Origin of the sequence: Pararhodobacter zhoushanensis (assembly GCF_003990445.1) — a bacterium.
Taxonomy (GTDB): Bacteria; Pseudomonadota; Alphaproteobacteria; order Rhodobacterales; family Rhodobacteraceae; genus Pararhodobacter; species Pararhodobacter zhoushanensis.
On the sequence record NZ_REEZ01000003.1, the window covers coordinates 441,068 to 466,949 of the forward strand.

29 protein-coding genes and 1 other RNA gene are annotated in these 25,882 nt (G+C 63.2%); 20 read left to right on the top strand and 10 right to left on the bottom strand.

Annotation, left to right across the window (positions count from 1 at the left end; translation table 11 throughout):
* The first annotated feature begins 79 nt into the window (after positions 1-79).
* A complete protein-coding gene (locus EAE28_RS10245; protein ID WP_127105792.1) occupies positions 80-676 on the top strand; it encodes a 2-hydroxychromene-2-carboxylate isomerase in 597 nt (198 codons plus the stop codon).
* Between the two features lie 14 nt (positions 677-690).
* Entirely contained in the window at positions 691-1,473 is a 783-nt protein-coding gene (locus EAE28_RS10250) for an alpha/beta fold hydrolase (RefSeq protein WP_164736605.1), read from the top strand.
* Between the two features lie 74 nt (positions 1,474-1,547).
* Here the strand turns inward: EAE28_RS10250 and EAE28_RS10255 are convergent, their stop codons facing one another.
* Entirely contained in the window at positions 1,548-1,868 is a 321-nt protein-coding gene (locus tag EAE28_RS10255) for a DUF6280 family protein (RefSeq protein ID WP_127105796.1), read from the bottom strand.
* Positions 1,869-2,081: 213 nt separating this feature from the next.
* On the opposite strand from EAE28_RS10255, the gene efp reads away from it, so the two are divergent.
* Genes efp through EAE28_RS10270 form a run of 3 tightly spaced genes read left to right on the top strand, consistent with a single transcriptional unit; the run spans position 2,082 to position 3,678 of the window.
* Positions 2,082-2,645, top strand: a complete 564-nt coding sequence (efp, locus tag EAE28_RS10260; RefSeq protein ID WP_127105798.1) for an elongation factor P — start codon at positions 2,082-2,084, stop codon at positions 2,643-2,645.
* Positions 2,646-2,648: 3 nt separating this feature from the next.
* The gene (locus EAE28_RS10265) at positions 2,649-3,047 is read left to right on the top strand and encodes an META domain-containing protein (protein ID WP_127105800.1); all 399 of its coding nucleotides are present in this window, start codon (positions 2,649-2,651) and stop codon (positions 3,045-3,047) included.
* Positions 3,048-3,063: 16 nt separating this feature from the next.
* Positions 3,064-3,678: a CDP-alcohol phosphatidyltransferase family protein gene (locus EAE28_RS10270; RefSeq protein ID WP_127105802.1), complete on the top strand. Its 615-nt coding sequence runs from the start codon at positions 3,064-3,066 to the stop codon at positions 3,676-3,678.
* Here EAE28_RS10270 and EAE28_RS10275 read toward each other — a convergent pair.
* On the bottom strand, positions 3,669-4,208 hold the full coding sequence (locus EAE28_RS10275) for a lipocalin family protein (RefSeq protein WP_127105804.1): 540 nt from the start codon (positions 4,206-4,208) through the stop codon (positions 3,669-3,671). The two genes, EAE28_RS10270 and EAE28_RS10275, sit on opposite strands and share 10 nt — an antisense overlap.
* 143 nt (positions 4,209-4,351) lie before the next feature.
* Between EAE28_RS10275 and EAE28_RS10280 the strand changes: the two genes are divergently transcribed.
* Together EAE28_RS10280 and EAE28_RS10285 are read left to right on the top strand one after the other, a co-directional pair.
* Entirely contained in the window at positions 4,352-4,954 is a 603-nt protein-coding gene (locus EAE28_RS10280) for a TetR/AcrR family transcriptional regulator (RefSeq protein ID WP_127105806.1), read from the top strand.
* Between the two features lie 12 nt (positions 4,955-4,966).
* On the top strand, positions 4,967-5,947 hold the full coding sequence (locus EAE28_RS10285; protein WP_127105808.1) for a zinc-binding dehydrogenase: 981 nt from the start codon (positions 4,967-4,969) through the stop codon (positions 5,945-5,947).
* A 218-nt stretch (positions 5,948-6,165) separates the two neighbouring features.
* On the opposite strand, the gene EAE28_RS10290 is transcribed toward EAE28_RS10285, so the two are convergent.
* The 4 genes from EAE28_RS10290 to EAE28_RS24360 form a co-directional block, all read right to left on the bottom strand.
* Complete coding sequence (locus EAE28_RS10290) at positions 6,166-8,064, bottom strand: GSCFA domain-containing protein (RefSeq protein ID WP_164736606.1); 1,899 nt, start codon at positions 8,062-8,064, stop codon at positions 6,166-6,168.
* A gap of 244 nt (positions 8,065-8,308) precedes the next feature.
* Entirely contained in the window at positions 8,309-9,550 is a 1,242-nt protein-coding gene (locus EAE28_RS10295; protein WP_127105812.1) for a glycosyl hydrolase family 8, read from the bottom strand.
* Between the two features lie 433 nt (positions 9,551-9,983).
* Positions 9,984-11,369 (bottom strand): transposase, encoded by a 1,386-nt coding sequence (locus tag EAE28_RS10300; RefSeq protein WP_127105814.1) that lies wholly within the window; start codon positions 11,367-11,369, stop codon positions 9,984-9,986.
* An 88-nt stretch (positions 11,370-11,457) separates the two neighbouring features.
* Positions 11,458-11,589: a hypothetical protein gene (locus EAE28_RS24360; RefSeq protein ID WP_281279594.1), complete on the bottom strand. Its 132-nt coding sequence runs from the start codon at positions 11,587-11,589 to the stop codon at positions 11,458-11,460.
* A gap of 658 nt (positions 11,590-12,247) precedes the next feature.
* Here EAE28_RS24360 and EAE28_RS10305 point away from each other — a divergent pair.
* From EAE28_RS10305 to EAE28_RS10330, 6 genes are all read left to right on the top strand, one after another.
* Entirely contained in the window at positions 12,248-12,751 is a 504-nt protein-coding gene (locus tag EAE28_RS10305; protein ID WP_127105816.1) for a type III secretion system chaperone family protein, read from the top strand.
* A 73-nt stretch (positions 12,752-12,824) separates the two neighbouring features.
* Positions 12,825-13,637 carry a pyrroline-5-carboxylate reductase gene (gene proC, locus EAE28_RS10310; protein ID WP_127105818.1) on the top strand — a complete coding sequence of 271 codons (813 nt, stop codon included), beginning with the start codon at positions 12,825-12,827 and terminating at the stop codon, positions 13,635-13,637.
* Positions 13,634-13,969, top strand: a complete 336-nt coding sequence (locus EAE28_RS10315; RefSeq protein ID WP_127105820.1) for a tRNA-binding protein — start codon at positions 13,634-13,636, stop codon at positions 13,967-13,969. Before proC ends, EAE28_RS10315 begins: the two co-directional genes overlap by 4 nt.
* The gene (locus tag EAE28_RS10320; RefSeq protein WP_127105822.1) at positions 13,969-14,925 is read left to right on the top strand and encodes a 2-hydroxyacid dehydrogenase; all 957 of its coding nucleotides are present in this window, start codon (positions 13,969-13,971) and stop codon (positions 14,923-14,925) included. The genes EAE28_RS10315 and EAE28_RS10320 overlap by 1 nt, the downstream gene beginning before the upstream one ends.
* Entirely contained in the window at positions 14,915-15,328 is a 414-nt protein-coding gene (locus EAE28_RS10325) for a CobD/CbiB family protein (RefSeq protein ID WP_127105824.1), read from the top strand. The genes EAE28_RS10320 and EAE28_RS10325 overlap by 11 nt, the downstream gene beginning before the upstream one ends.
* A gap of 88 nt (positions 15,329-15,416) precedes the next feature.
* A complete protein-coding gene (locus EAE28_RS10330) occupies positions 15,417-15,728 on the top strand; it encodes a hypothetical protein (protein WP_127106010.1) in 312 nt (103 codons plus the stop codon).
* A gap of 27 nt (positions 15,729-15,755) precedes the next feature.
* Here the strand turns inward: EAE28_RS10330 and ssrS are convergent.
* Positions 15,756-15,913, bottom strand: a non-coding RNA gene (ssrS, locus tag EAE28_RS24430) — 6S RNA.
* 415 nt (positions 15,914-16,328) lie between these two features.
* On the opposite strand from ssrS, the gene EAE28_RS10335 reads away from it, so the two are divergent.
* Positions 16,329-16,763 carry an MmcB family DNA repair protein gene (locus tag EAE28_RS10335; protein WP_127105826.1) on the top strand — a complete coding sequence of 145 codons (435 nt, stop codon included), beginning with the start codon at positions 16,329-16,331 and terminating at the stop codon, positions 16,761-16,763.
* Positions 16,764-16,847: 84 nt separating this feature from the next.
* On the opposite strand, the gene EAE28_RS10340 is transcribed toward EAE28_RS10335, so the two are convergent.
* Positions 16,848-17,315, bottom strand: a complete 468-nt coding sequence (locus tag EAE28_RS10340) for a c-type cytochrome (RefSeq protein ID WP_127105828.1) — start codon at positions 17,313-17,315, stop codon at positions 16,848-16,850.
* 139 nt (positions 17,316-17,454) lie between these two features.
* Complete coding sequence (locus EAE28_RS10345) at positions 17,455-18,300, bottom strand: ABC transporter permease (RefSeq protein ID WP_425466768.1); 846 nt, start codon at positions 18,298-18,300, stop codon at positions 17,455-17,457.
* Positions 18,301-18,472: 172 nt separating this feature from the next.
* Here EAE28_RS10345 and EAE28_RS10350 point away from each other — a divergent pair, with 172 nt between their 5' ends.
* The gene (locus EAE28_RS10350) at positions 18,473-19,120 is read left to right on the top strand and encodes a GcrA family cell cycle regulator (protein WP_127105830.1); all 648 of its coding nucleotides are present in this window, start codon (positions 18,473-18,475) and stop codon (positions 19,118-19,120) included.
* A 75-nt stretch (positions 19,121-19,195) separates the two neighbouring features.
* Here EAE28_RS10350 and EAE28_RS10355 read toward each other — a convergent pair whose 3' ends face one another.
* Entirely contained in the window at positions 19,196-19,522 is a 327-nt protein-coding gene (locus tag EAE28_RS10355; protein ID WP_127105832.1) for a HesB/IscA family protein, read from the bottom strand.
* 85 nt (positions 19,523-19,607) lie between these two features.
* Here EAE28_RS10355 and EAE28_RS10360 point away from each other — a divergent pair, with 85 nt between their 5' ends.
* The 5 genes from EAE28_RS10360 (at position 19,608) to argS (ending at position 25,818) form a co-directional block, all read left to right on the top strand.
* Positions 19,608-20,813 carry a deoxyguanosinetriphosphate triphosphohydrolase gene (locus EAE28_RS10360; protein ID WP_127105834.1) on the top strand — a complete coding sequence of 402 codons (1,206 nt, stop codon included), beginning with the start codon at positions 19,608-19,610 and terminating at the stop codon, positions 20,811-20,813.
* A gap of 81 nt (positions 20,814-20,894) precedes the next feature.
* A complete protein-coding gene (locus EAE28_RS10365) occupies positions 20,895-21,350 on the top strand; it encodes a MarR family winged helix-turn-helix transcriptional regulator (RefSeq protein WP_127105836.1) in 456 nt (151 codons plus the stop codon).
* 7 nt (positions 21,351-21,357) lie between these two features.
* Positions 21,358-22,473, top strand: a complete 1,116-nt coding sequence (locus tag EAE28_RS10370; RefSeq protein ID WP_127105838.1) for an HlyD family secretion protein — start codon at positions 21,358-21,360, stop codon at positions 22,471-22,473.
* Positions 22,470-24,008, top strand: a complete 1,539-nt coding sequence (locus tag EAE28_RS10375; RefSeq protein WP_127105840.1) for a DHA2 family efflux MFS transporter permease subunit — start codon at positions 22,470-22,472, stop codon at positions 24,006-24,008. The genes EAE28_RS10370 and EAE28_RS10375 overlap by 4 nt, the downstream gene beginning before the upstream one ends.
* Before the next feature lie 67 nt (positions 24,009-24,075).
* Entirely contained in the window at positions 24,076-25,818 is a 1,743-nt protein-coding gene (gene argS / locus EAE28_RS10380; protein WP_127105842.1) for an arginine--tRNA ligase, read from the top strand.
* Positions 25,819-25,882: the final 64 nt, after the last annotated feature.

Consider the following 25,882-nt stretch of genomic DNA (forward strand, 5'->3'; position numbering starts at 1 on the left):
GGCGGGGATTCGGGATGTTGACACCGCTTATCACCCCGATAGGGTCTTGCAAACCCGAGGATCCAGGAGCGCGCACGCGATGCGACAGATTGATTACTACCTGACTGTCATTTCACCCTGGACCTATCTGGTGGGCAAGCGCGCAGCCGAGGTTGCGGCGCGGCATGGCGCTGTCCTGCGGTACAAACCGGTTGATCCTTCGGCCTTGTTCGCGCGCACCGGCGGGGTCGCGTTGCCGGATCGGCATGAGAGCCGTCAGGAGTATCGTCTGCAAGAACTGCGCCGTCAGTCGGCCAAGCGCGGCATGCCGCTGACGCTGAAACCCGCGTTTTTCCCCACCAACCCGGCGCCAGCTGCCTATGCGATCATTGCCGCGCAAGAGGCCGGGGGCGGAGATCTGCACGGGTTGGTGCAATCGCTTTGCGCGGCCTGCTGGGCTGAGGAAAAGAACGTGGCCGATGACGCGGTGATCACCGACTGCCTGAAGCGGGCCGGGTTCAATCCGGGGCTGACGATGTCCGGCCTGATGCTGGGGGCGGATCTGTATGGCAAATATCTGGAAGAGGCGCGGCTGGCCGGGGTGTTCGGCTTTCCGTTCTTCATCGTGGATGGCGAGCGCTTCTGGGGACAGGACCGGATCGAGGATCTGGACCTGTTTCTGGCCGGCAAGCTGTGACGCAGGCGGCCAGCGTGGACGGGATCCACAGCAGGCGGTTGGGTCAGCCTGACGGTCAAGCGGCGGTTCTGGCCCATTGCTTTCTGGGCTACAGCGGCACTTGGGCGCGTATGATCGATCGTCTGGCCGATCCGCTGGACGCGCTGGCGCTGGACATGCCCGGCCACGGACGCAGCGCCATGCCGGTCGATCCCGGTGATTTTCACGCACTCGTCGCCGCGGCAATCACCGCGCATGTTACGCGGCCGTCTTTGCTGATCGGGCATTCCTTCGGGGCTGCCTCGATGTTGCGGCATGCGTTGCATCATCCCGACACCGCGCAGGGGATGGTGTTGATCGAACCGGTGTTCTTTGCCGCCGCCGAGAACACCGACCTGGACGCCTATGTGCGCGGGCGGCAGCCGCTGCAGGACGCCTTTGATGCCGGGGATTGGCCTGCTGCTGTGCGGCTGTTTCTGAGTCAGAACGTCGGCTCGCCCGATTACGACACGCTGGCCGATCACGCGCGGGCGCTGATGGAGGCACAGATAAAGCTGGTCGCGGCGGGCGAGGCCGGGCTGATCCAGGACAGCGGCGGGTTGCTGGCGCCGGGAATGATGGAGCGTTTCGAGGCGCCCGTTTTGTTGATCGTCGGCAGTGAAACGACACAAATCTTTCACGCAACTGTGCAAGGGCTGCAGCGACGTTTGCCGCGCGCCGAGATCGCGGTGGTCGACGGGGCAGGGCATATGGTGCCGATCAGCCATGCGGCACAGACAGCAGCGGTGATAGATGAGTGGCGCGCACGCACGCGGTGATACGAAGAAAAGCCCCGCGTCCTGTGGGACGCGGGGCTTTTCTGCGGTGCGCCCCAAACGGGGCGTCAGAGCGTTCAGGCGGCTTCGGCCTGCGTTGCGGCCATGCGGCGCTCGCTTTCTTCGCGCGACAGAGCAACCGAGGTGCGCACACCAGCGGCAACAAAGTTCATCAGGCCCGACACGACACGCTCGTTGGGGTCGATACCGGCGCAGCTCAGCACTTCACGGCCATCACGCGAGCGTGCCCAACGGGCGATCTGCTCGGGACCATTGCCGTATTTCTTGTCATCAGCGATCGCATCATCCAGCGCAGCCAGTACGACTGCAGCGAACAGTTTGCGCGCCCGCGTACCCTGCTCATGGTTGTACGCCGTGGCGTCCACGGAATCGAACATTATACCGTCCTTATTCTTGCTCTTGCATTTTTTGGCGTCCGCCTCTCTACCTGTATCAGCATGCGATTCGCTACCGATCTGTTGCATGCCCGCCATGCGTATAAAGCATGGCTGTGCAAAACCCCTAGCTTTATTTGGTTGGCTTGCGCGGTTCCACTGCGCAAGATATAGGCTTGGCCAAGACGATCTCAACGATTTCCTAAGAGTTTTCTCATGGCCAAGATCAACGGTAACGAAATCCGCCCCGGCAACATCCTTGAACATGACAACGGCCTTTGGGCTGCGGTCAAGGTCAGCCACGTCAAGCCGGGCAAGGGCGGTGCCTTTGCTCAGGTCGAGCTGAAGAACCTGCGCGACGGTCGCAAGCTGAACGAGCGTTTCCGTTCGGCTGACAAGGTTGAACAAGTGCGTCTGGACCAGAAGGACCAGCAGTTCCTGTTCGAGACCGACGGCATGCTGACTTTCATGGACAGCGAAAGCTTCGAGCAGATCGAACTGCCCGCCGACCTGCTGGGCGACCGCCGTCCGTTCCTGCAAGACGGCATGACCGTCACCATCGAATACTATGGTGAAGAAGCCCTGAACGTGTCGCTGCCGCAAAAGGTGACCTGCACGATCGTCGAGACCGAGCCGGTCGTCAAAGGCCAGACTGCCGCCAACAGCTTCAAGCCCGCTCTGCTGGACAACGGTGTGCGCATCACCGTGCCGCCGTTCGTCGGGCAAGATGAGCGCATCATCGTGAACACCGAGACGTTCGAGTACTCGGAACGCGCTTGAGCCATGCTGCGCGCCGCACTCTTTTCCTCGGTGGTGCTGGTCAGCGCGACGTTGGCCGGCTGCACCATGGGTGAGTCCGCCTCGCCTGAGGGCGCGTGGCGCGTGGTTGCGCTGGACGGCACCAGTATCGAGCCGGCGGATGACGTGACGCTGACGTTGCAGGACGGGCAGGCCAGCGGCCGCTCGGGCTGCAACCGCTATAACGGCAGCTATACCTTGGATGACGGCTTCGCCTTCGGTGCGCTGGCGTCAACGCGGATGGCGTGCCGGGGTCGCGGCGGTGAGATAGAGGCGCAGTTCAACACAATCGTCGATCAGGTGAACGGTTGGCGGTTGGACAATGGCGTGCTCGAACTGCTCGACGGCGAGCGTGCCGTGCTGCGCGCCGTTCTCGAACCCTGAGCCCGGGCGGCCCGCCATGCTGGACCGCCACCTGCGCCCCCTCATCGACCCACCGCTGAACCGGATCGGCGTCTGGCTGGCCCGCGCCGGGTTCGGCGCGGATAGCGTGACGCTGATCGGGCTGGCTTTTGGCCTTGGGGCAGCACTGGCGATCGGTGCGGGGTGGTTCGGGTGGGGGCTGGGCCTGATCTTGGCTTCCCGGTTAGCAGATGGGCTGGACGGGGCCGTCGCCCGCGCGACTCGGCCCAGCGATCTGGGCGGTTATTACGACATTCTCGCCGATTTCGGGTTTTACGCCGCCATCCCGCTGGGCTTCGTCTGGCTGGACCCCGCCGCCAACGGGTTGGCCGGGGCGGCGCTGCTGGGGGCATTCTATGTCAACGCGGCCTCGTTTCTTGGCTTTGCGATCCTGGCGGCCAAGCACAATCTGAGCACCGAAGCGCGCGGCAAGAAGTCGTGGTATCACGCGGGCGGTCTGCTGGAGGGCAGCGAGACCATCGCGTTCTTTGTCACCTTCTGTTTGTTCCCGGCGGCCTTTGCGGCTGTCGCCTGGGCCTTTGCGGTGCTTTGTCTGGTGACCGCGCTGGCCCGCGTTGCCTCAGCCGCTGCGCAGTTCCGCGATCAGGGCTGAACCACGCGCTCCAGCAGCGCCGGGTTATAGCCATTGCGTTTGAGCACCGCCTCGGCGTGTTCCATCAGCTCGGCGCTGGGGTGGGGGTCGCGCGACAGCACCCAGCCGTATTTGCGCCCCGGTTCGCCGACCACGGCAAGGTGATAGTCAGGCGTTACGTCCAGTACCCAATAGTCGCCGCGAATGAACGGTAGGTATTTCACAAACCCCACCTTCAGCTGACCCGGCCCTGCCACAACGGCTTTGCCTGTCACCCCGTCCTCTGGCCCGTTGAGCGAGCCTTTGCGGCATCGGTTCTCGACCGTGACGCTGCCGTCGGGGTTCAGGGTGTAGGTGGCCGTCGTGGCGTAGCAGTTGCGCTCGAACCGGTTGGGGTAATGCGCCAGCGCGTACCACAGGCCCGCATAGCGCGGCAGGTCCAGATCCTGAACGCTGCGGATCGGGGCCTTTGGGTCGCCATGGCGGTCTTGCTGCGGTTTGGTTGCGGTGATGCCCATCGCGAACAGGGCAGTGGAAAGCGTGGTGCGCATGGCGGGCCTCTTGGTTCGCAGGGCAGGTCGGGCGTGTCGTCACCAAAGCAAAGCGCTGATGCGGGGAAGGGGTTCGGCAGGGCAAGCTCACGAATGCGTGAGCTTAACTAGACGACCGGTCTATTACTCCTTAGATGCCGATCATGACCGAACAAACCAAATCAGATCAGACCCGACACAAGATCCTGGAAACAGGCCGCCGCCTTGTGGTGAAGCACGGCTTCGGCGGCGTTGGCCTGTCGCGGATCCTGACCGAGAGTGCGGTGCCCAAGGGCTCGTTCTACTACTACTTCGCCTCGAAAGAGGCGTTCGGTGAGGCGCTGTTGCAGGACTATGTCGACGGCTACCTGACCCGCATCGACGCGCTGATCGGTGGTCCCGGGTCCGCCGGTGCCAAGCTGACCAGTTTCTGGAATGCCTGGCTGGCCCATTCGGGCACCGAAGGCATCGCCACGCAATGTCTGGTGGTCAAACTGGGGGCCGAGGTGGCGGACCTGTCTGACGCCATGCGCCAGATCCTGAACGACGGGGTGGGCCAGTTCGTCCAGCGCCTCGCCACCCTGCTGCGGGCGGGGGCCGAGGACGGCTCGGTTCGGGTTTTCGACGAGCCCGAGGCCACGGCCCAGACCCTTTACGCAACATGGCTGGGGGCCGCCATTCTGGCGAAACTCGCCCAAAACCAAACCCCTCTGCAGCGTGCGCTGGCCGAAACGACCCGCATGCTCGCCCCCCAACCGACTTCCTGAAAGGAATATCCCATGAAAGCTGCCCTGCATGACGTCTTCGGCGAACCGGCCGAGGTTCTGGTCACCCGCGACGTCGCGAAGCCCGCGCCGGCCAAAGGCGAGGTTCTGGTCAAGATGACCCTCTCGCCGATCCACAACCACGATCTGTGGACCATCCGTGGCAACTACGGCTACAAACCGCCGCTGCCCGCGGCGATCGGTGGATCTGAGGCACTGGGCACCGTTGAAGCGGTGGGCGAGGGCGTCGATGCGGCGCTGATCGGCAAGCGCGTGGCCGTCGGCGGCCTGCACGGCGCCTGGGCCGAGTATTTCGCGGTCCCCGCCGCTGGCGTCTTGCCACTGCCGGACGCGATTTCCGACGTAGCAGGCGCGCAGCTGATCGCCATGCCGTTCAGCGCCCTGTCGCTGCTGGAGACGCTGAAGGCCAGGAAAGGCGACTGGATCATCCAGACCGCGGCCAATGGCGCAGTCGGCAAGATCATGGTCACGCTGGCCAAGGCGCGCGGCATCAACCTGCTGAACCTCGTGCGCCGGGCCGAGGCGGTCGGGGAACTGACGGCACTGGGGGCCGAGCATGTGCTGTCGACCTCGGACGCAGATTGGAAAACGACCGCGCGCGCGATCATCGGGACGGCAGGGGCCACCTCTGCGATCGACTCGGTCGGCGGCGACATTGCCGGCGATCTGGTCGACCTGCTGGGAATGGATGGCGAGCTGGTGGTGTTCGGGACTGCGACCGGTGCCGTGATGCCGCTGTCTTCGGGCGCGCTGATCATGAAGCACATCACGATCAAGGGCTTCTGGGGGTCACGCGTCAGCCAGCAGATGGCACCCGAAGAACGGGTTCGCCTGATCACCGAACTGGTGACCCTGGCCGCCAGCGGGCAGCTGGTGCTGACCGACGGCGGGGTCTATCCGCTGGAACAGATCACCGACGCGGTGAAAGCTGCCCTGACACCGGGGCGCGCCGGCAAGGTCATGCTGCGCGCCTGAGCGTGCGTTGAGGAGGGCCACACCTGTTGCTTGTGGCCCTCGCGGCGCTAAAGGCGCGGCAGCACAGCCGCGGTGCCCCGGCCTGTCTTTCGTCGCCCCCGGCGAACCATAAACGGGGGACGGCGAGGCGGCAGGACGGGCCGGAAGCCAGCAGGCACGCCGAACGCGACCGGCGCACCGCCGCAAGGCCTGAGCGTATTGCGCGTCAGGCACTGCACTCACCGCACCAGCATTTCCTCATCGCAGACCACATCGAGTTGGCGTTGGTACTCGGCATCGACACCAAACCGGGGTGAGTCCTCTTCAATGCGGATCTGTTCCGTCCGTCCGACAAGAACCGCGCGGAAAACCTCCATCACATGGGCAACACCTTCAGGTCGGATCGATCGAAGATCCGCCTCATAATAGGCACCGCGGTTGAACGATCCCGTGATGATCTCGTATGATGGGAAATAGAAGACATTCGGAAAATTCTGCGCCAGATCACCAGCCACCGACCGCAAAACCGATTTTGAATACGTGGTGGCGGTCAGCGCGTCCGTATCGCTATAGGTTGCGATCAACGGAACCGGAGAAACAGTCAAAACAACGCGGGCGTTCTTGTTTACCCTGCCAAGGCGGACAAGAAACTCAGTCATTTCAGCTGAAACTGCAGTGTAACCAGAGTTGACGAATTCATAGTGCTTGGGATCTATTTGATCACTGACAGCGCCCGGAGCCACCGGAAACGCGGCGCCGTCGCGTCGGTCTACCCAGCCCTCTGTCAAGCCCATCGTAAACACGAATACGTCCAGATTTTCAAACATCTCCCTGACGCAAGCCATATGTGTCGCGCGTTCGGCTTCTACGGCTTCAGGGCTTTCAAAAACCTGCCCGAAATTTGGTCTGAAAGGATCGACAAACCCATCCTTTACAGGCCATGCCGTGTCAAAAGGAACGAATTCACCATACGCCCGTTTAATAAGCTGCAATAGTTGCCGACTTGAGTAGATATTGCCAAAGCGTGCCGAAAAAAGTCCGTATCCGCGCGCTGTTGCTATGTCTTCGGGCATGCCCGAAGGCGCCTTTTCGGACACATAGTAGTCAAGCCCGTCGGCTACCATCGCGCGAGCCACATGCTGTGCAAAGCAGCTTCCAGCCGTCGCAACGCGGGCTTCAGGCCAAATTATTGCCGTGGCATCGCCAATCGGACGCACCTCATGTGATGCGGGGCGTGCGACCGCCTGTTTCCAGAACGCGCGCGCGGGCTGACTGCGATAGGGGTTTTCTGCCTTTTCCAGAGGTGGCCGGTCTCTCCAGCGGAGCAGTGCGCTGTCAAACTGTGCGTTGGAGGCGTCGCTGTAAGTAACTGTATCACCTAGCTTTGATAGCCTTGTGTAGCAAAAATCGACAAAATCAGCGCAGCTGACAAGCTTTGAACCTAGTTTTCTAAGATGGTTCGGGTTTGTCAGGGCATTGCGGACATTCGGGTGGTTCATCTGCGGCGATGCGGCGTAGTCCTGCAACGGGTCAGGACAAAAGCTTGAGAGGTTCTCTTGCAGCACTATCCCCGCTTTTCTTTTCAGGACGTTCCGAAACATATCCTCCACAACAAAGAGTTTTGGATGATTGCCCGTATAAAAAAACGGGCCTTGAGCGTACCATTTTGCGTATAGTTGTTCAATTTCCGGTATATAGGGCGCCAAGGTTCGAATGAGATTATTTCTTGCTCGTTCCAAGGCCTGGGGATAGCCCATCAGATCGCAAAATTCAGGCGAGTATAGTGCCACGGCCTCGTCACGGCTTAAACTGTGACGAAACGCCCCTACAGCGATCCGCGATAGCTCGATAACCGTGCCGTTGCCAAAAGTGACCCCGCCCAGTTCATCATCGGGGGTGAACCCATTAAAAAAGAGAGGTGGTATAGTAATAAGATTGGGCTTATCCGCCAATGCGGCGACAAAGGTTGGACGGTTCCGGATCGTTTCGTGCGCAACGATCAGGTCATACTGCTTGACGCGATCAGGCGACAAATCTTCAGGGTTGATCTGACTGAACCTGTGGGCCGTGACATCAGTGAACCCTGCTGCCCGCAGAAGCGCAGCACAGGAGACGACCTGACAATTTCCGACTAGCAAAACCTTCTTTGCGCCGAGCCTGCCTTCTTGCGCGTTTCAACAGACAGCGACACTACAATTTTCAGCTTTCCAAAGTGTAACGTTCACCGGAAAGAACGATCAGTTTATCACATTTTCTTACATTGTAACGGCGTTGTTGCGCAATTCATGCCCGAGGCATGAGACCCCCTTTCCCTCATTCAGCTTTAGGTGTTTAGTCGCGCGCCTTGCCATCAGGGTCATGCCGGTCCGTCCGGCGCGGCAGTCACATCTCTGCCAGATCGATCAACGCGAGAAGCTTGAGAGTGTTGCCGAAATAATCTCCGTCCTCGATGGGAATGGCGACCATGGCGGCCCAGAGGGCGTCCATCCAGGCCTGATCTGCCTCCGGATTGCCGCTGCCGGCAATCGCACCGGCTGCGAACATGGAGATCCAGCCGGGCTCTCCTGTCCACCGGCCGTCCGGGGGGATGTTACCATCCAGCCGGTAGGTCGAGGCGATCCGGGACGGGTCCCCGCCGGTTGCCGTGCGGATCCACGCATTGATCCGTCGCAGGTGATCGGCGGCACGCGGATCGTGGCTGATCCGGTAATCGGCGGCCAACCGATAAGGGTAGCGCAGGGCATTCCACGAATAGAACCCGTCGTAGTCCCCTTCGAGAAACCCTGCTGCGGCCGGGCGCGGATCGGCGGGCATTCCGACCATGAAATCCGGTACGAGGCCAGTGCCTTGGGCGTAGGTCTCGGAAATCCTGCCCCAGACGTCATAGCCGGTGCTCCGGATCTCAGTCCACCGGGACGCATCCGAACCGGGTGCGGCTGCAAAGACGGAAAAGTTGTAAGGCATGAAGTCCGAGGACCGGGACGCCACGTCATAGATCTCATAGTTCGCCCAGTCGCCCAGTTTGACAAGATCATGGCGGGTGATCTCGCGGTCGAGAATGGCCGCCCGCACCTCGGCGGCGTCTTCGGCATAGCCGCCCCATGTCTGCTGCGCCAATTGCAGCGCTAGGGCGATGTCGATGTCACCGTCGCTGGCCGTCGTCTCGCCTTCGGGCGCGTCCCTGCAATCGCGGGTCTGGTTCCACGCCATCAGGCCAGGGCCGCTTTCGGCGGGATGTGCCCGGAAATAGGCAAGCATCTCGTCGAAAAGCGGTCTTGCCTCGCTGTCCCGATCCGCCATTCTGACGAGGGCGAGCATGCCATAACCATGGGCCTCAGATACGGTGAGCGTATTGGGCACGCTATCGCCGTAGGTCGGGTTGCCGTCGCCTGCAATGTCGACATAGGCGCCGCCGCAGCCCTCATGCAGATAGACGTCTTTCCAGTCCTGCCAGAACCGGTCCAGCGCGGCCCGGCGTTGGGCTGTGCCGGCGGCAGGATAGATGACCGATGCCGCTGCTGGCGCAACGGCGGCGGGAGGGCTGGCGGCGACTTTGGCTCCGCTGGCGACCAGGACGGAAAATGCAAGGATCGCGTAACCCGATGTCGACCAGATGCGCATCATTTGGCATATCCTCCTGTTGTCGGCACCGAAGGTGGATCGGTCGCGCCGAGGGCCTTTGGCTTCACTTGGGAACCGCGCGATTCCAACGTCTCCGATCGGGCCGTCGCAGACCGTCCTGTCCAGATTTCCAGGGCACCCCCGGTTTCACGTCACGTTGCTGGTTGGAGTGGCGCGCTGCAAGTCATTTCTGCTGAAGCGGCGGGCCGGTCGGCCCGTCCCACGGACCTCGCCACGCCAAGACTCAATCTGTGGAGAGCCTACGAGCGATTCGCTGATCCTCGCGGCTTTGGCAGAGGTGAAGTCCCGTTTCGACCAGCAAGGGGGTATTCTGTTCTTCTGCAGCGAATGACCGCTCTCCGCCGATTCTGTGGAAAAACACCCGTTCGCGACCGCAGCAAATAGCGATCTGAAGAGTGCGCAAGCGCCTTTCTGATCAGGCTTTTCGTGTTTGCTGCGGTGCAGGAAGGATCTTGGCTAGTTTGCGGAGGTTTTGGGCGGTGGCGGCGAGGAGGAATTCGTCATTTGCGCCGCACGGCCCACGTAATCGTAGTCGTCCCAGCCCGAGAATGCGTTTGAGGTGGGCGAAGAGCATTTCGACCTTCTTTCTGAGCTTCATCGCGGTCTGGTATTCTTCGGTCTTAGCCAGATCCCTGGCGACCTGACGCGCATCTTCGTGCTCTTCGCGGGTGATCTTGCGCGCATCAGCGTTGGGGCAGCATTTTTGCTTGGACGGGCAGACCTGGCAGACTTGTTTCAAGGCGCGATAGCGGGCTGTACCCTTGCCCGTCGGTCCCCGGTTCGGATCAGAGTAATTCCGGCGGAACTGCTTGAGCGCGTGACCTTCGGGGCAGATATATTGATCATTCTCTGCATCCCAGTCGAAATCTGTGCGTGTCCAGGTGCCATCGGGGCGTCCGGCCTTGTCGATCACCGGGATGTAAGGATCGATCTTGCGCTCCACGAGCCAGCCGAGCATTGGGCCTGAACCATAGGCTGTGTCGGCGATCATCCAGTCAGGGACCAAGCCGAACTTTTCTTTCACCCGCGTCAGCATGGTTTTTGTCGATCCAACCTCGGCTTGCCGGATGGAGCGTGTGGGTTCCACATCCAAGATGACACCGTGATCCGTGTCGATGAGATAATTGTCGGAATAGCTAAAGAATGCAGGGCCTTTGCGGGCTGCTGTCCACTGACTGGCGGGATCGGAATGCGAGGCGAACTTGGGTTGGACATCGCTCGCCGCGCCGAAGGCTGCCTCGTCGAGCGTGTCGAGATACTCTCGTACTGCGCGGGGTGCATCTACGGCATTGATGGACGACGCATCCCATTCTTCCTTCGGTGTTGAGTTTTGCTTGTTCGCATCGGCTTCGATCAGACTGGCATCGACTGCCATGCGCTGACCGCTGGCGAGACCTTCCTCGATACAGCGGGCGACGGTCGTCTCGAACAGGTGTCGCAGAAGTTCGCTGTCGCGAAAACGCCCATGCCGGTTCTTGGAAAACGTTGAATGATCCGGGATCCTGTCGGTCAGGTCGAGGCGGCAAAACCAGCGATACGCGAGGTTCAGATGTACCTCCTCGCAGAGCCGCCGCTCAGACCGGATGCCGAAGCAATATCCGACCAGCAACATGCGGATCAGTAGTTCAGGATCGACGGAAGGGCGGCCCGTGTGGCTGTAGAAATCTGCCAGATAGGCGCGAGCGCTGCTCAGGTCGACGAAACGATCAATGGATCGCAGCAGGTGATCTTGTGGGACATGATCTTCCAGCGAAAACTCGTAAAACAGTGCCGCCTGCGCTTCTTGCCTCGGTCCCAACATCGCCAAATCCCACCCACAATACGGGAATTGAATCAGTAGTTCAGGCCGCAATCAAGGAAGAGTTTTTCAACAAAATACGCCCTTTGCGTCACTCCTCCTTGAGCAAGGCTGCATAGGCGGCGCTGTCCAGCGCTGCCGCCAGTACAGCATCGACCTCCTCAAGGTAGCTTTCCCACATCGGCTTGCCGTCAAGGCGCGCGTCCGCAGGGAGGTCATGCAACTTGCAAAGTGCGCATGCGGCTCGTTCTCTTGGGGGACGTTGTTTCTTTGCTATGACTGATCATCGCTGCTTCCCCGCAAATTCGGCAAGGACTACTGTTACGGATCAGCGCGATAATCGCGTGCATGTTCGCGAGCTGGTTGAGGCGGTCCCGTTGTGGGCGAAGCCTATAATTTTCAATGCGATATCCCGAACATGCACGCGGGTAGGGTAACTTGCGCGCTCGCGTGCATGTTCCGATTTTTGTGACCGAGGCCGTTTGCTCACAAAACCCTTTGAAATCAGGCTTCAAACCGCGTTAAGGGGAGTTGCGCGCAGAGTGCCTTGAGCATGAAAGATGGGTTTTTCGCGGAGTTTCTGCAAGTTTTCCAGAGCGGCATTCAAGCCTCGCGGGCTACCAGCAAGTGTCTGAAAACCCTAGCGGATATCGCCTATTTTCGGCTGTTATCACCTGTTCCCGCTTTTCTGCAAGAATTGGTGTCAACGCACACGCACACTCACTTCAAACCTTGTCCACAGGAAAATTTCCTTTACAGGGTTTCGGTTTTCCACCACCATATCTAGTAATGACGGCGAGACCAAACCGCCGCACCTTGCCAAGGCCCGCAGTCATAGTGGGTCAGGCGTCCGTTGAGGCTAGAACAGAGAAAGCCAGGACATGCCCCTGTCCGAGGACCATCTACTGACGGATGAGATCCACCCGATCGACATCGTCGAGACTCTGGCCGAACATCACGCATGGGAATTCGATAGGGTCGGTGACGACCAGATCGCCATGGCGGTTGAGGGCCAGTGGCGCAGCTATTCGCTCACCCTTGCCTGGTCGGGCGGGGATGAGACCCTGCGCCTGATCTGCACGTTCGAGATGGAGCCACCCGCCGAGCGGATGGCCGATTTTTACGAGATCCTTAACCACGCCAATGATCTGTGCTGGTCCGGCGGGTTTACCTATTGGCCCGCGCAGACGCTGCTGGTGTGGCGCTATGGCCTGCTGCTCAGCGGTGGCCAGATCGCGGCCAGCGAGCAGATCGACCAGATGATCCTGAGTGCTGTCGCGGCTTGCGAGCGGTTCTATCCTGCCTTTCAGCTGGTCGCCTGGGCGGATCGCAGCCCTGAGGATGCGCTGAAGCTGGCGATCAGCCAGGCCTACGGTCACGCCTGACCCCGATCCCGATCAGGGGCTTTCCCCGGTGCCGCGCCCTCGTTAGGGTGCGGGCAAAACACGGGGGTGACCTATGGATATGAGCGATATTGCAGCGCGCGGGCTGGTGCTGCTGGGCTGCGGCAAGATGGGCTCGGCCTTGCTGGAGGGCTGGCTCAAGGACGGGCTGCCTGCCGCGTCGGTGCATGTGATCGAACCCAACCCGTCTGACTGGCTGAAGACCACGGGCGTTGCGCTGAACCGCCCGCTGCCGGCGGCACCGGCGATGGCGTTGCTGGCGGTCAAGCCGCAGATGATGGGGGCGGCGTTGCCGTCGTTGCAGGCCTTGGGGGGCGGGGACACGGTGTTTGTGTCGATCGCTGCCGGTACGTCGTTGAAAGCCATCGAGGATACGCTGGGGGCGGGCACGCCCGTGGTTCGGGTGATGCCCAACACGCCTGCCGCCGTGGGCCGGGGGATCAGCGCGCTGATCGGCAATGCTCGTGTCAGTGCCGATGCGCTGGATCTGGCGCGGCAGTTGATGGCGGCGGTCGGCGAAACGGTGATGCTGGAGAGCGAATCGCAGATTGATGCGGTGACCGGCGTGTCTGGCTCAGGGCCTGCCTATGTCTTCCATCTGATCGAGGCCTTGGCGGCGGCGGGTGTGGCCGAGGGGCTGCCCGAAGACATGGCCATGAAGCTTGCGCGGGCGACGGTCTGCGGGGCAGGGGAGCTGGCCCAACAGTCGGACCAGAGCGCCTCGCAGCTGCGTATCAACGTGACCTCGCCGGGCGGGACGACCGCCGCTGCGCTGGCGGTGTTGATGAATGAAACGGACGGCTTTCCGGCGCTGCTCAAGCGCGGGGTGAAGGCGGCGACGGATCGTTCGCGGGAGCTGGGGCAGTGAGCGCCAGTTTTGAGGATTTTCAGAAGCTCGACATCCGCGTCGGCACGGTGACTGCGGTTGAGGACTTCCCACAGGCGCGCAAGCCGGCGTGGAAGCTGACGGTGGATTTCGGGCCTGAGGTGGGCGTGAAACGCTCGTCCGCCCAGATCACCGAGCATTACGCGCCCGCGGATCTGATCGGCCGTCAGGTCATGGGCGTGGTCAATTTCCCGCCGCGCCAGATCGGCCCGTTCCTGTCCGAGGTGCTGGTGCTCGGGCTCTATGATGACGACGGCGCGGTGGTGGTGATCGGCCCCGAACGCAGCGTTCCCAATGGCGCGAGGATGTGCTGATGAAACTCTATCTTTCCCGGCCCTTGCCCGACCCGGTCGTCGCGGCTGCGCGCGCCGAGTTTGACGTGACGATGCGCGAGTCGAATGCGCCCCTGACCCCGGCCGAGATGGTCGCCGCCCTGCTGGAATATGACGTGGTGCTGCCCACCCTTGGCGACCGCTTCCAGCCGCCGATCTTTGCCGCCGCACCCGAACCGCGCGCCCGGCTGCTGGCCAATTTCGGTGTGGGCTATAACCACATCGACGTCGCGGCGGCCAAGGCTGCCGGGATCGCCGTGACCAACACGCCGGGCGCGGTGACCGACGCCACCGCTGACATCGCCCTGACGCTGGTGCTGATGAGCGCGCGGCGGGCGGGCGAGGGCGAGCGGCTGGTGCGCTCGGGCCAATGGGAGGGCTGGCATCCGACGCAGATGCTGGGCCTGCACCTGTCGGGCAAGACACTGGGCGTGGTGGGCATGGGCCGCATCGGGCAGGCGATTGCCAAGCGCGCGCATCATGGCTTCGGTATGCAGATCGCCTATGTGACCCGCACGCCCAAAGATCTGCCGGATCTGCCCGGCGCGCAGGCGGTGGGTAGCCTGAGCGCGTTGATGGAGCTGGCGGATGTGGTGGTGATCGCCGTTCCGGCCTCGCCGCAAACGCATCACCTGATCGACGCCGCTGCGCTGGAGGCCATGCAGCCGCACGCGCATCTGATCAACATTGCCCGGGGCGATATCGTTGACGAGGCAGCGCTGATCGCGGCGCTGCAAGAGGGGCGCATCGCCGGGGCAGGGCTGGATGTCTACGAGTTTGAACCCGCGGTGCCCGAGGCTCTGCGCGTTATGGAGAACGTGACGCTTCTGCCGCATCTGGGCACGGCAGCGCTGGAAGTGCGCACGCAAATGGGGCTGATGGCGGTGGAAAACTGCATCGCGTTCAAGCACAACAAAACGCTGCCAAATGCCGTCTGACGTGAAATCCACGCTCAGGGCGCTGGGGCTGGCGTTGCTCAACGCGACGCTGCTGTTGGTGGTTGCCGCGCTGGTCGCGGCAGCGGTTCTGGTCTGGCAGATGCGCGGGCTGGCCGAGGATGTGCGCGGCGGCGTACAGGCCGAGCTGGTGGCGATCCAGACGCAGGTGCAGACCACGCGCGACACCGCGCGTGAGACACTTGCGGTGTTGCAGGACGCGCGCAGCACTGCGCCGGAACTGGCCGAGGCGCGGGCGCGTCTGGGCGCGCTGGTGGCCCGGCTCGATACGCTCGAAGCGCCCTTGGACGCGGACGCAGGTCCGCTGTGGCGGCAGGTTGCGCGCGCGGTATTCGAGACGCTGGCGCAGAACCTGTCGCCCCGCGCCATCGCACCGCGACAATAGACCCACTGGTGTATGGTCGGAAAAAGCTTACATTGCGGGTCAACAGGAGGCCTTACCCATGTCCATGATGCCCGATCCCGATGATGGTATTCCGCGTCTCGTGCGGCTTTACATCAAACAGGTAGCCTACGGTTTTGTGCTGTCGGCGGTGTTTGTCGGCATGCTTCTGGGCTTCAATGTCGCCAATCTGCGCCACCTGATGTTTGCCACAGATGGGGGCTGGATCGCCGGCCTCATGCTGTTTTTCTTCAACGGACTGGTTTTCGCCGGGGTGCAATTCGCCATCGCCATCATGCGCATGGCCGATCCCGAGGATAAAGGCCCCAAGGGCGGGCACCGCGCGCCTGTGCGTCAGGGCCAGCTGATCCCGATTCGCATTCGCGCTGACGACCGGCGCTAAGCGCCCGGTCGGACGGTTGGGAAGGGTGGCGGGCCCGCAGCAACCGTTTCTGGTGAGATTTCCCGAGAGCCTGAGGTTATCAGGTGGGCGCCAGATACCAAGGCCAGGACCATGGCAGAGCCAGCTCCCTCGGAAGTGCTTATCGGCCACTGGAAAAATGCCGTCGACGTGAAGAGCAGAACCCGCCGCCCTTACATCTAGGGCGGCGTTCTGGTTTCATCAAGGCCCGTCGGTGATCAAGGCCCGTTGATTGTCAACGACTGTCGATCATCAAGGCCTGTGAGCGGCCATCGGCAGTCAGCAGCGTCGTCTTGCGCTTGGTGAAAATCACGATGATCCCGACAACCACCGCAACACTTAGCGCCCGGTGCTACGCGCTTGCCATCGGGGCAAGCTGTGCAGGCCCAGTTCCAGCGCATAGATCGTCGCATAATCCGACGATTTGAGAGCTCTACGGATCCCTTCGATTCTCGCCTCTTGCTGTCGTTGTTACGCGCGATTGCGTCACCGAGCGCGGCATCAAGTTTCGGGCGGTATGACGGGCTCTCCCACTGGGGATGAGGTCTGGACAGCGCGTGTTCTTGGTTTATTCTTGCGTTCATGACCGACGATCTGCTCCTTCCCGGCCAAAGGCTTGCACGTGGCGTGTGCCGCCTGCTGCGCAGTCATGACTTCGCCACGCTGGAAGAGGTCGTGCCGCGCCCCGGGCTGCGCGTCGACGTGATGGCGCTGGGGCCAAAGGGCGAGATCTGGGTGGTCGAGTGCAAGTCGAGCCGCGCCGATTTCATGGCGGATCACAAGTGGCAGGGCTATCTGGAGTGGTGCGACCGCTTCTTTTGGGCGGTGACGACAGATTTCCCGGTTGAATTGCTGCCGGAAGGGGCGGGGCTGATCATCGCCGATGATTACAGCGGTGAGATCGTCTCGATGGGGCCGCTGGATGCGCTGCCCGGCGCGCGGCGCAAGGCGCTGACGCTGAAGTTCGCGCGGATGGCGGCGCTCAGGCATCACGGGTTGCGCGATCCCCGGGTTTAGGGAGTTGGTGGCGTAACCGTCTGCTGTGCAACGTAAAACGCCCCGCCGAAGGGGCAGGGCGCTTCTACTGACACGCGGCAGTGATTACTCGTCTGCCTCGTGGGATTCGGTTGCATCATCAGCGACGTCAGGCGAGACGCTTGCCAGATAGGCCCACATATCCTCGGCCCCCGAGGTCATGCGAAAGCTCATCCCCGAGCGCGCGCCGGATTCGCCCAGATGCGAGCGCAGGAAGGCGGTCGGATCGGCGACGTATTCGACGAACAGCTCTTCGGTCCAGACCGCGCCCTCTTCCGTTGCAGCGAATTCGAGCAGCGGCGCGCTGTAGCGGAAGCCCTCTTGCGAGGCGACAGCGCGGCCCGGCAGGCCGTACAGGTTCGGCCCGGTGCGGCCGCCGCGCTGGATGGTGGTGCCGTCAGCATCGGTGATCGCGTGGCAGCTCCGGCAGCTGCGCCACAGGCCTTCACCGGCTTCTGCGTCGCCTTCAGCAAAGGACGGAGTCGCACCCAGCGCAAGCAGCGCGGCGGCGGACAGGGTCAGGGCTTTCATCATACGATTTCACTCCGGCTAAAAGGGTCGGGGGCTATGAGCGGTCAGGGCGACCCCTCGCAATGGTTTCTTACCGCTTTATAGGGGGGCTGTGGGGCCGCGGTCTAGGGATTGCAGCGATTTGTCACAGTCCTGTCAGCCGTCAGGCCTTGAGCCGGAAGCCGCGCGTGATCCAGATCCAGGCCAGCACCGCCAGCGCCAGCGCCGCGGCGAACGTCACGCCGAGGCCCAGCACCGGGTTGGTGTCAGACGTGCCCAGATAGGCAAAGCGCGCACCGTCGATCAGGTAGAAGAACGGGTTAAGATGGCTGGCAGCGGCCATCGCCGGAGGCATCGAGGCCGAAGAATAGAACGTGCCGGACAGGAACGACAGCGGCGTTACGACAAAGTTGGTGAAGGCAGCGATCTGGTCGAATTTGTTGGCCAGAATGCCTGCGACCAGCCCCAATCCGCCGAGCAAGCCGCCGCCGGTGATGGTGATCGCCAGCAGCCAGACCGGATGCGCGGGCCAGACGCCCAGCACGAACCCCACCGCCAGCACGATCACCACCGACACCAGCAGGCCGCGCGCGATGCCGCCCGCCAGATAACCCGCGACGATTTCGGCCGGGGACAGCGGCGGCATCAGCGTGTCGACGATATTGCCCATGACTTTGGCCCCCACGATGGACGAGGAGGTGTTGGCGAAAGCGTTCTGGATGACCGACATCATCAGGATGCCGGGGACAAGGAAATGCAGGAACGGCACGCCCATCACCGGCGCGCGGCCCGACATTGCCAGCGAAAAGACGCCCAGAAACAGCCCCGCCGTGACCAGCGGTGCGGCGACGGTCTGCTGCCAGACGGCCAGAAAGCGCATGATCTCGCGCTTGGCGAGCGTGAGCGTACCCAGCCAGTTGAAACGCCCGAACCGGCGCGCGCCCATTTCGCGCAACGCGGTGATCCGGGCGGCCTCGGGGGCCGCGTTGGGCAGGTCTGTGCTGGTCATGATAGGGCTCCGGTCTAATAAACGTGCAGGCAAACAAAAGGGGCGGGGCTTGTCCTCGCCGTCGCCTGCTTGTATCTCACCGTCTCCAAGATAGAATAGGGGCGATCGGCGGCCAGTCCCGCGTGCGCGTTTGCACGCTGAAGCCGCCCAAAATTCTTGTGGAGCGTCACGGATGTCCTGGACCGACGAGCGGGTCGAATTGCTCAAGACAATGTGGGCCGAGGGCAAATCGGCCTCGCAGATCGCAAAAGAGCTGGGCTCGGTGACGCGCAATGCGGTCATCGGCAAGGTTCACCGGCTGGGTCTGTCCAGCCGCACGGGCGATGCCTCGGCTGCGGCCCCGGCCGCTGCGGAAACCGCAGCCCCGGCCGCTGCGCCCGAAAAAACGCCCGAACCCGCCGCGCGGGTCGAGCCTGCTCCGGCGCCTGAGCCCGAGCCTGCGGCCAAGCCCGAGCCGGTCGCGGCCAAGCCCGCCGCCGCCGTGCCGCCGCCGACGTCGGGCGTGTCGATCGGTGTGACGCCGGTCGCGCTGCCGGGCCGCCGGCAGATTGTGCCCGCCGGTCAGCCGCTGCCGCCGCAGCCCTCGGCCAACGAGATTTCGCCCGAGGCACTGGCCTCGGTGCGCGAAGTGGAAAAGACCGCGCGCAAGCTGTCGCTGATGGAACTGACCGAGCGGACCTGCAAATGGCCCATCGGCGATCCGGCGACGGAAGAGTTCTGGTTCTGCGGTCTGCCCTCGGTTGCGGGTAAGCCGTATTGCGAGGCGCATGTCTCGGTCGCGTTCCAGCCGATGCAGGCGCGCCGCGACCGTCGTCGTTGAACCAACAGCGTTAAGCGCAGTGGAAACGCAAAAAGGGGCCTCGCGGCCCCTTTTTTCATGCCCGGCGGGCTGCGATTACATCGAGAAGCTGATCCCGCAACCGCAGCTGGACGCCGCATTGGGGTTTTCGATCACGAACCGTGCCCCGATCAGCTCTTCGGTGAAATCAATCACCGCGTTGTCCAGAAAGGGCAGGGACACGGGGTCGATGACCACCTGTTGTCCCTTGGCGGCCAGCACGAGGTCATCCTCGGCCGGGGCGTCAAGGGTGATCTCATATTGAAAGCCCGAACACCCCCCGCCCGACACGGCGATGCGCAGGACCTGGTCCTGACCGGCGTTTTCAGCGATCTCGGCGAGGCGCGCAAAGGCGCGATCTGTGACGCGGGGGGGCAGTTTCATGGCGGATCAGCGTTTTCCTGTTATGCAAGTGTAGATATAAGCAGGCTAAAGGCGTGCGGCAAGCGCACCCGGCAAGTAGGACGATATGACCGACAAGGCCCCCTTCGCTGCAGACCCCACGCAAAGCCGTGGGCGGCTGCACCGTGAGACGATCTCGACCTTCCGCTCACCCTTTCAGCGCGACCGGGACCGGATCATCCATTCCAGCGCCTTCCGGCGGCTCAAGCACAAGACGCAGGTGTTTATCGAGCATGAGGGCGATTATTACCGCACCCGCCTGACCCATTCCATCGAGGTGGCGCAGGTGGCGCGCACGCTGGCGGGGTCGCTGGGGCTGAACACCGATCTGGCCGAGGCCATCGCGCTGGCGCATGATCTGGGTCACACGCCCTTCGGCCACACCGGCGAAGACGCGCTGTCCGAGCTGATGGAGCCGTACGGCGGCTTTGACCACAACGCGCAGGCGCTCAGGATCGTCACCGCGTTGGAGCGGCACTATGCTGATTTCGACGGGCTGAACCTGAGCTGGGAGACGCTGGAAGGCATCGCCAAGCACAACGGTCCGATCATCCTGCCCGATGGCACGCCCAAGAAAGGCCAGATCCCGGCGGCGTTGGCCGAATACAACGCCCAGCACGACCTGTGGCTGCACACGCATGCCAGCGCCGAGGCGCAGGTCGCGGCGATTGCCGATGACGTGGCCTATAACCACCACGATCTGCACGACGGTCTGCGCTCGGGCCTGTTCACCGAGGAAGACCTGATGGAGCTGCCGATCACCGGCCCCGCCTTTGCCGAGGTCGACGCGCTCTATCCCGGTCTGGACAAGATGCGTCGCCGGCATGAAGCGCTGCGCCGCGTGTTTGGCGTGATGGTCGAGGATGTGATCGCCGTCGCCCACCACCGGCTTGAAGCGGCGCAGCCCAAGGATGCCGATGCGATCCGCTTTCTGGGTACGACGATCATCCGCTTTTCCGACAAGCTGTTTCGCGAACTGAAGGTGATCCGCCAGTTCCTGTTCACCCGCATGTACCGCGCCCCCCGCGTGGTGGCGATGCGGGCCGAGGTGACGGAGGTGGTGCGCGATCTCTTCACGCTGTTCATACAGGATCCAGCCCGTCTGCCGGACGAGTGGCGCGACGACGTGGCGCGGGCGCGTGATGAGGCGGCGTTGGGGCGGATCGTGGCGGATTACGTGGCGGGCATGACCGACCGTTTCGCGCTGCAAGAGCATTCGCGGCTGCTGGGCTCGGATATGGTGCGCTTTACCCGGTATATCGTCTCGGGCTGAGCCTTCTGCTGCAGGGCAGCATTTTTGGCCCTTGCTTTGTTACGGACCAATATTATATCGGTCCGTAACAAAGGAACTCCCGTGCCGACTCAAACCTCCCCTGTTCTTGCTCTGCTCATCGACACCGCGCGCGTGATGCGCAGCGAGTTCAGCAGACGCGCGCGTGATCACAAGCTCAGCCTGCTGCAATGGCGCACTTTGGGTGTGCTGGCCCGGCAGGACGGGATGACCCAGTCGGTGCTTGCCGCGCGGATCGAGGTCAGCCCGATGACGATGAGCGACACCATCGACCGGCTGGAAAAGCACGGCTATGTCCGGCGCGAACCCGATCCGACCGACAGCCGCGCCAAGCTGGTCCTGCTGACCCCCGCCGCCCTGCCGATCATCGAGGAAATGCGACTGGTCGCGCAGCACATGATGGCGCGCGCGCTCACCGGGATCGAGCCCGACGAGAGCGAGACGCTGGTCCGGCTGCTGGGCCAGATCATGAGCAACCTTGAAACCGCCGCCCCCTGCGAAGCCGCCGTCAATGAATGATGAAGCCATGAGCCCCAAAGATACCACCGCTGCCTTCGACCCGTCGCAGGCCGACACCACGCCCGCGACCGCCCCCGCCAAACCGGCCCGCAAGCGCAGCCGCCGGGTGCTGATGCTGTCCGTGCCCTTGTTGCTGGCGCTGGGCGGCGGCTACGCGTGGCTGTCCGGCGGGCGCTACGAGACGACCGATAACGCTTATGTCCGGCAGGCGATCCTGCCGGTCAGCGCCGATGTGTCTGGCCGCATCACCGAGGTGGTCGCGGTCGAGAACCAGCATGTCGAGGCCGGGGATATCCTGTTTCGCATCGACGACGAACCCTACCGCATCGCGCTGGATCAGGCCGACGCGGCGCTGGCCGCCGCGCGGCTGGGGGCCGAGCAGCTGCGCTCGGCGCTGGTCACCGCGCAGGGACGGCTGGATGCGGCACGGCAGGTTCAGGCGCTGCGCGAGCATGAATTCGAGCGTCAGACCGAACTGGAAACACGCGGTGTGATCTCGAACACGGCGCTCGATTCCGCCTCATTGACTGTACAATCGGCGGAAAACGATGTGACGCTGGCCGCGCTGGCCGTCACCCAGGCCGCCGCCGCGCTGGGCGGCGATCCTGAGCGCGAGATTGACACCATGCCCTCGGTGCGCGCCGCCATCTCGGCCCGCGAAGCTGCCGAGCGGGCGCTGGCGCATACGGTGATCCGCGCCCCGGCTTCCGGTGTGGTCAGCCAGACGGCCAGCCTGAACATCGGTCAGTACATCAGCACCGGCACGATGGTGGCCAGTCTGGTCGAATCTGACACCTCGTGGATCGAGGCGAATTTCAAGGAAACGCAGGTCGGCGCGCTGATACCCGGGCAGCCGGTGACGGTGACGCTGGACGCCTATTCCGGGCTGGAGTTGCGCGGCACGGTGCAGAGCATCGGCGCTGCGACCGGCTCGCAATTCTCGCTGATCCCGGCACAGAACGCGACCGGCAACTGGGTCAAGGTCGTGCAGCGCGTGCCCGTGCGTATCCGGTTGGAGAGCAACTCGGACCACCCGCTGCGCGGGGGGCTGAGCGCCGGGGTCTCGGTCGATACCGGGGCCAGCCGCTACGACCGGCTCAACCTTGCCCATCTGCTGCCATGACCGCCGCTGTCTCGCGCCCGAACCTCGAAGTCGCGCATCGCGGCTGGCTGACGGTCGCGATCATGCTGGCGACGATCATGCAGGTGCTCGACACCACCATCGCCAATGTCGCGCTGCCGCATATGACCGCCAGCCTCGGGGCCAGTCAGGAAGAAATCACCTGGGTTCTGACCTCGTATATCGTCGCCTCGGCCATCGCCACGCCGCTGACCGGCTGGCTGGTGGACCGTCTGGGCGCGCGGCTCTTGTTCCTGATCGCTATCGCCGGTTTCACCGCCTCGTCCCTGCTGTGTGGTATTGCCACGGGGCTTGAGGAAATGGTCATGTTCCGCGTCATGCAGGGCCTGTTCGGCGCCGTGCTCAGCCCGCTGGCGCAGAGCACCATTCTGGACATCAACCCGCGCGAGCGTATGGGGCAGGCCATGGCCGTTTACGGCGCGGGCATCATGCTGGGGCCGATTGTCGGCCCGACGCTGGGCGGCTGGCTGACCGAGGATTTCGGCTGGCGCTATGTGTTTCTGGTCAACCTGCCCATCGGCATTCTGGCACTGCTGGGCGTCGCCGCCTTCATGCCCAAAACCCCGACGCGCACCCGGCGCTTTGACTTCTTCGGCTTTGCCATGCTGGGGCTGGCGATTGGCGCGTTGCAGCTGATGCTGGACCGCGGGCAGGCCGTCGGCTGGCTCGGCTCGCCCGAGACATGGATCTATATCGGCCTGTCGATCAGTGGCTTGTGGGTGTTCATCGTCCACTGCCTGACGGCGGACGAGCCGTTCATCGACCTGCGCATGTTCGCCGACCGTAACTTCTCCATGGGGCTCTTGTTCATCTTCGTCATCGGCCTGACGCTGTTCTCGGGCCTCGCGCTGCTGCCGCCGCTGCTGCAAAATCTGCTGGGCTATCCTGTGATCACCACCGGCATCGCCATGGCCCCGCGCGGGATCGGCACGATGCTGTCGATGATCGTCGTGGGTCGGCTGATGGGCAAGGTGGACCCGCGCCTGCTGGTGACTTTCGGCATGGCGCTGACCATCGGCGCTTTCTGGATGATGACTGGCTATGACACGATGATGGATGTCTGGCCGATCGTCTGGTCGGGCGTGATGCAGGGCTTTGGCTTGGGTTTTGTGTTCGTGCCCTTCTCGACGCTGACCTTCGCCACGCTGTCGGCCAAGTACCGCAGCGATGGCACCTCGATGTTCGCGCTGGTGCGTAACGTGGGCTCGGGGTTGGGGATTTCCATCGTGACCTCGGTGCTGGCGCGGATGATCGCGACCAACCACGAGGAACTCGCCTCGCGCCTTGGCGCGGACTCGCAGGCCGTGCATCAGCTGGTGCCGGGCCTGCTGCAGGGCAATCTGACGGTGGCGGCGCAGGTGGACGGGCTGGTGACGCAACAGGCCGCGATGATCGCCTATGTCGACAATTTCCTGCTGATGCTGATCTTCACCGCCTGCGCTCTGCCGATCGTTTTCCTGCTCAGGGTGAACACCGACAAGGCCGCAGCGCCGTCTTTGCCCCCGTCCGAGCACTAAACAAGGCGTTCGGCGAGTTGACCTTCGCCGCCGCCGTGGTAGTGCAGGGGCAACAAAGGACGACGATATGAACCTGTTCAACGATATTCGCGTGCTGGTGGTCGAGTGTCTCGGCGCGATGGCCAGCGAGGGCTTTCTGCCCGCAGGACTGGAAACCGCAGCGGTGACGGTCGAGCCGCCCCGCGATGCGGCGCATGGCGATATGGCGACCAATGCGGCGATGGTGCTGGCCAAGCCCTCGGGCCTGAAACCGCGCGAGATCGCTGACGCGCTGGCGAGCCGCCTCTCGGCGGACCCGCGCATCGCGGCGGTCGAGGTGGCAGGGCCGGGCTTTCTGAACCTGCGGCTGGTGCCCTCGGCCTGGCAGGCGATTGTCGGTTCGGCGCTGGGCGCGGGCACGGATTTCGGTCGCGCAACCTTGGGCAAGGGCCAGAAGGTCAACGTCGAATTCGTCAGCGCCAACCCGACCGGCCCGATGCATGTCGGCCATACGCGCGGCGCCGTGGTCGGGGATGCGCTAGCCAGCCTGCTGGATTTCGCGGGCTACGACGTGACGCGCGAATATTACATCAACGACGGCGGCGCGCAGGTCGATGTGCTGGCGCGCTCGGCCTTTGAACGCTACCGCGAGGCGAACGGCCTCAGCCCCGAGATCGCCGAGGGGCTCTATCCCGGCGACTACCTGATCCCGGTGGGCGAGGCGCTCAAGGAGCAATACGGCGACCGCTTCCTGACCGCGCCCGAAGCCGACTGGCTGCCGATTTTCCGTGAGTTCTCCACCCAGGCGATGATGGAGATGATCCGGGGCGATCTGGAAGCGCTGGGCGTCAAGATGGACGTCTATTCCAGCGAAAAGGCGCTCTACGGCACCGGCAAGATCGAAGCGGCCATCGACACGCTGCGCGGCATGGGCCTGATCTATGAAGGCGTGCTGGAGCCGCCGAAGGGCAAGACGCTGGACGATTGGGAGCCGCGCGAACAGACACTGTTCAAATCGACCGCGCATGGCGACGACGTGGACCGCCCGGTCAAGAAATCCGACGGTGGCTGGACCTATTTCGCCCCCGACATCGCGTATCACTACGACAAGGTGCAGCGCGGCTTCGATCTGCTGATCGACATTCTGGGCGCGGACCATGGCGGCTATGTCAAGCGGATGAAGGCCGCCGTTTCGGCGCTGTCCGAGGGCCGCGTGCCGCTGGATATCAAGCTTATCCAGCTGGTGAAGCTTTACAAGAACGGCGAGCCGTTCAAGATGTCCAAGCGGGCAGGGACGTTTGTCACCCTGCGCGACGTGGTCGACGAGGTGGGCGCCGATGTGACCCGTTTCGTCATGCTGACCCGCAAGAACGATGCCGCGCTCGATTTCGACTTTGCCAAGGTGCAGGAGCAATCGCGCGACAACCCGGTCTGGTACGTGCAATACGCCAGCGCCCGCGTCGCCTCGGTGCTGCGCAAAGCCGCTGCGGCCGGGATCGACACCTCGGACGCCGCGCTGGCACAGGCCGATCTGGCCGCACTGGACCACCCGGCCGAGATCGCGCTGATCCGAAAGATGGCCGATTGGCCGCGTCAGGTCGAAATCGCCGCCCGCGCGCATGAGCCGCACCGCGTCGCCGGATACCTTGGAGAGCTGGCTGCAGACCTGCATGGCCACTGGAATAAGGGCAATGACGAGCCCGGCTTGCGCTTCGTGCAGGACGATCCGGCCACAATGGCGAGCAAAATCGCTCTGGCACGCGCCGTGGGCGTTGTTATTTCTGCGGGTCTTGCTATCCTTGGCGTCACCCCCGTCGAGGAAATGCGCTGAACTACAGGCCAGCGCGCGGGCAGGGGCGTTCGTGAAAGCGGGCGTGTATTGAACGTAGGCCAAG

What these genes read in the sequence shown, in the direction of transcription:
- EAE28_RS10325 (WP_127105824.1), top strand. Translation starts at nt 14,915, where the DNA reads ATGCCGTCTGACGTGAAATCCACGCTCAGGGCGCTGGGGCTGGCGTTG.
- EAE28_RS10355 (WP_127105832.1), bottom strand. Translation starts at nt 19,522, where the DNA reads ATGAAACTGCCCCCCCGCGTCACAGATCGCGCCTTTGCGCGCCTCGCC.
- EAE28_RS10300 (WP_127105814.1), bottom strand. Translation starts at nt 11,369, where the DNA reads ATGTTGGGACCGAGGCAAGAAGCGCAGGCGGCACTGTTTTACGAGTTT.
- EAE28_RS10285 (WP_127105808.1), top strand. Translation starts at nt 4,967, where the DNA reads ATGAAAGCTGCCCTGCATGACGTCTTCGGCGAACCGGCCGAGGTTCTG.
- EAE28_RS10370 (WP_127105838.1), top strand. Translation starts at nt 21,358, where the DNA reads ATGAGCCCCAAAGATACCACCGCTGCCTTCGACCCGTCGCAGGCCGAC.
- EAE28_RS10350 (WP_127105830.1), top strand. Translation starts at nt 18,473, where the DNA reads ATGTCCTGGACCGACGAGCGGGTCGAATTGCTCAAGACAATGTGGGCC.
- EAE28_RS10345 (WP_425466768.1), bottom strand. Translation starts at nt 18,300, where the DNA reads ATGACCAGCACAGACCTGCCCAACGCGGCCCCCGAGGCCGCCCGGATC.
- EAE28_RS10265 (WP_127105800.1), top strand. Translation starts at nt 2,649, where the DNA reads ATGCTGCGCGCCGCACTCTTTTCCTCGGTGGTGCTGGTCAGCGCGACG.
- EAE28_RS10375 (WP_127105840.1), top strand. Translation starts at nt 22,470, where the DNA reads ATGACCGCCGCTGTCTCGCGCCCGAACCTCGAAGTCGCGCATCGCGGC.
- EAE28_RS10295 (WP_127105812.1), bottom strand. Translation starts at nt 9,550, where the DNA reads ATGATGCGCATCTGGTCGACATCGGGTTACGCGATCCTTGCATTTTCC.
- efp (WP_127105798.1), top strand. Translation starts at nt 2,082, where the DNA reads ATGGCCAAGATCAACGGTAACGAAATCCGCCCCGGCAACATCCTTGAA.
- EAE28_RS10305 (WP_127105816.1), top strand. Translation starts at nt 12,248, where the DNA reads ATGCCCCTGTCCGAGGACCATCTACTGACGGATGAGATCCACCCGATC.
- EAE28_RS10270 (WP_127105802.1), top strand. Translation starts at nt 3,064, where the DNA reads ATGCTGGACCGCCACCTGCGCCCCCTCATCGACCCACCGCTGAACCGG.
- EAE28_RS10280 (WP_127105806.1), top strand. Translation starts at nt 4,352, where the DNA reads ATGACCGAACAAACCAAATCAGATCAGACCCGACACAAGATCCTGGAA.
- EAE28_RS10335 (WP_127105826.1), top strand. Translation starts at nt 16,329, where the DNA reads ATGACCGACGATCTGCTCCTTCCCGGCCAAAGGCTTGCACGTGGCGTG.
- EAE28_RS10275 (WP_127105804.1), bottom strand. Translation starts at nt 4,208, where the DNA reads ATGCGCACCACGCTTTCCACTGCCCTGTTCGCGATGGGCATCACCGCA.
- EAE28_RS10255 (WP_127105796.1), bottom strand. Translation starts at nt 1,868, where the DNA reads ATGTTCGATTCCGTGGACGCCACGGCGTACAACCATGAGCAGGGTACG.
- EAE28_RS10245 (WP_127105792.1), top strand. Translation starts at nt 80, where the DNA reads ATGCGACAGATTGATTACTACCTGACTGTCATTTCACCCTGGACCTAT.
- proC (WP_127105818.1), top strand. Translation starts at nt 12,825, where the DNA reads ATGGATATGAGCGATATTGCAGCGCGCGGGCTGGTGCTGCTGGGCTGC.
- argS (WP_127105842.1), top strand. Translation starts at nt 24,076, where the DNA reads ATGAACCTGTTCAACGATATTCGCGTGCTGGTGGTCGAGTGTCTCGGC.
- EAE28_RS10340 (WP_127105828.1), bottom strand. Translation starts at nt 17,315, where the DNA reads ATGATGAAAGCCCTGACCCTGTCCGCCGCCGCGCTGCTTGCGCTGGGT.
- EAE28_RS10320 (WP_127105822.1), top strand. Translation starts at nt 13,969, where the DNA reads ATGAAACTCTATCTTTCCCGGCCCTTGCCCGACCCGGTCGTCGCGGCT.
- EAE28_RS10360 (WP_127105834.1), top strand. Translation starts at nt 19,608, where the DNA reads ATGACCGACAAGGCCCCCTTCGCTGCAGACCCCACGCAAAGCCGTGGG.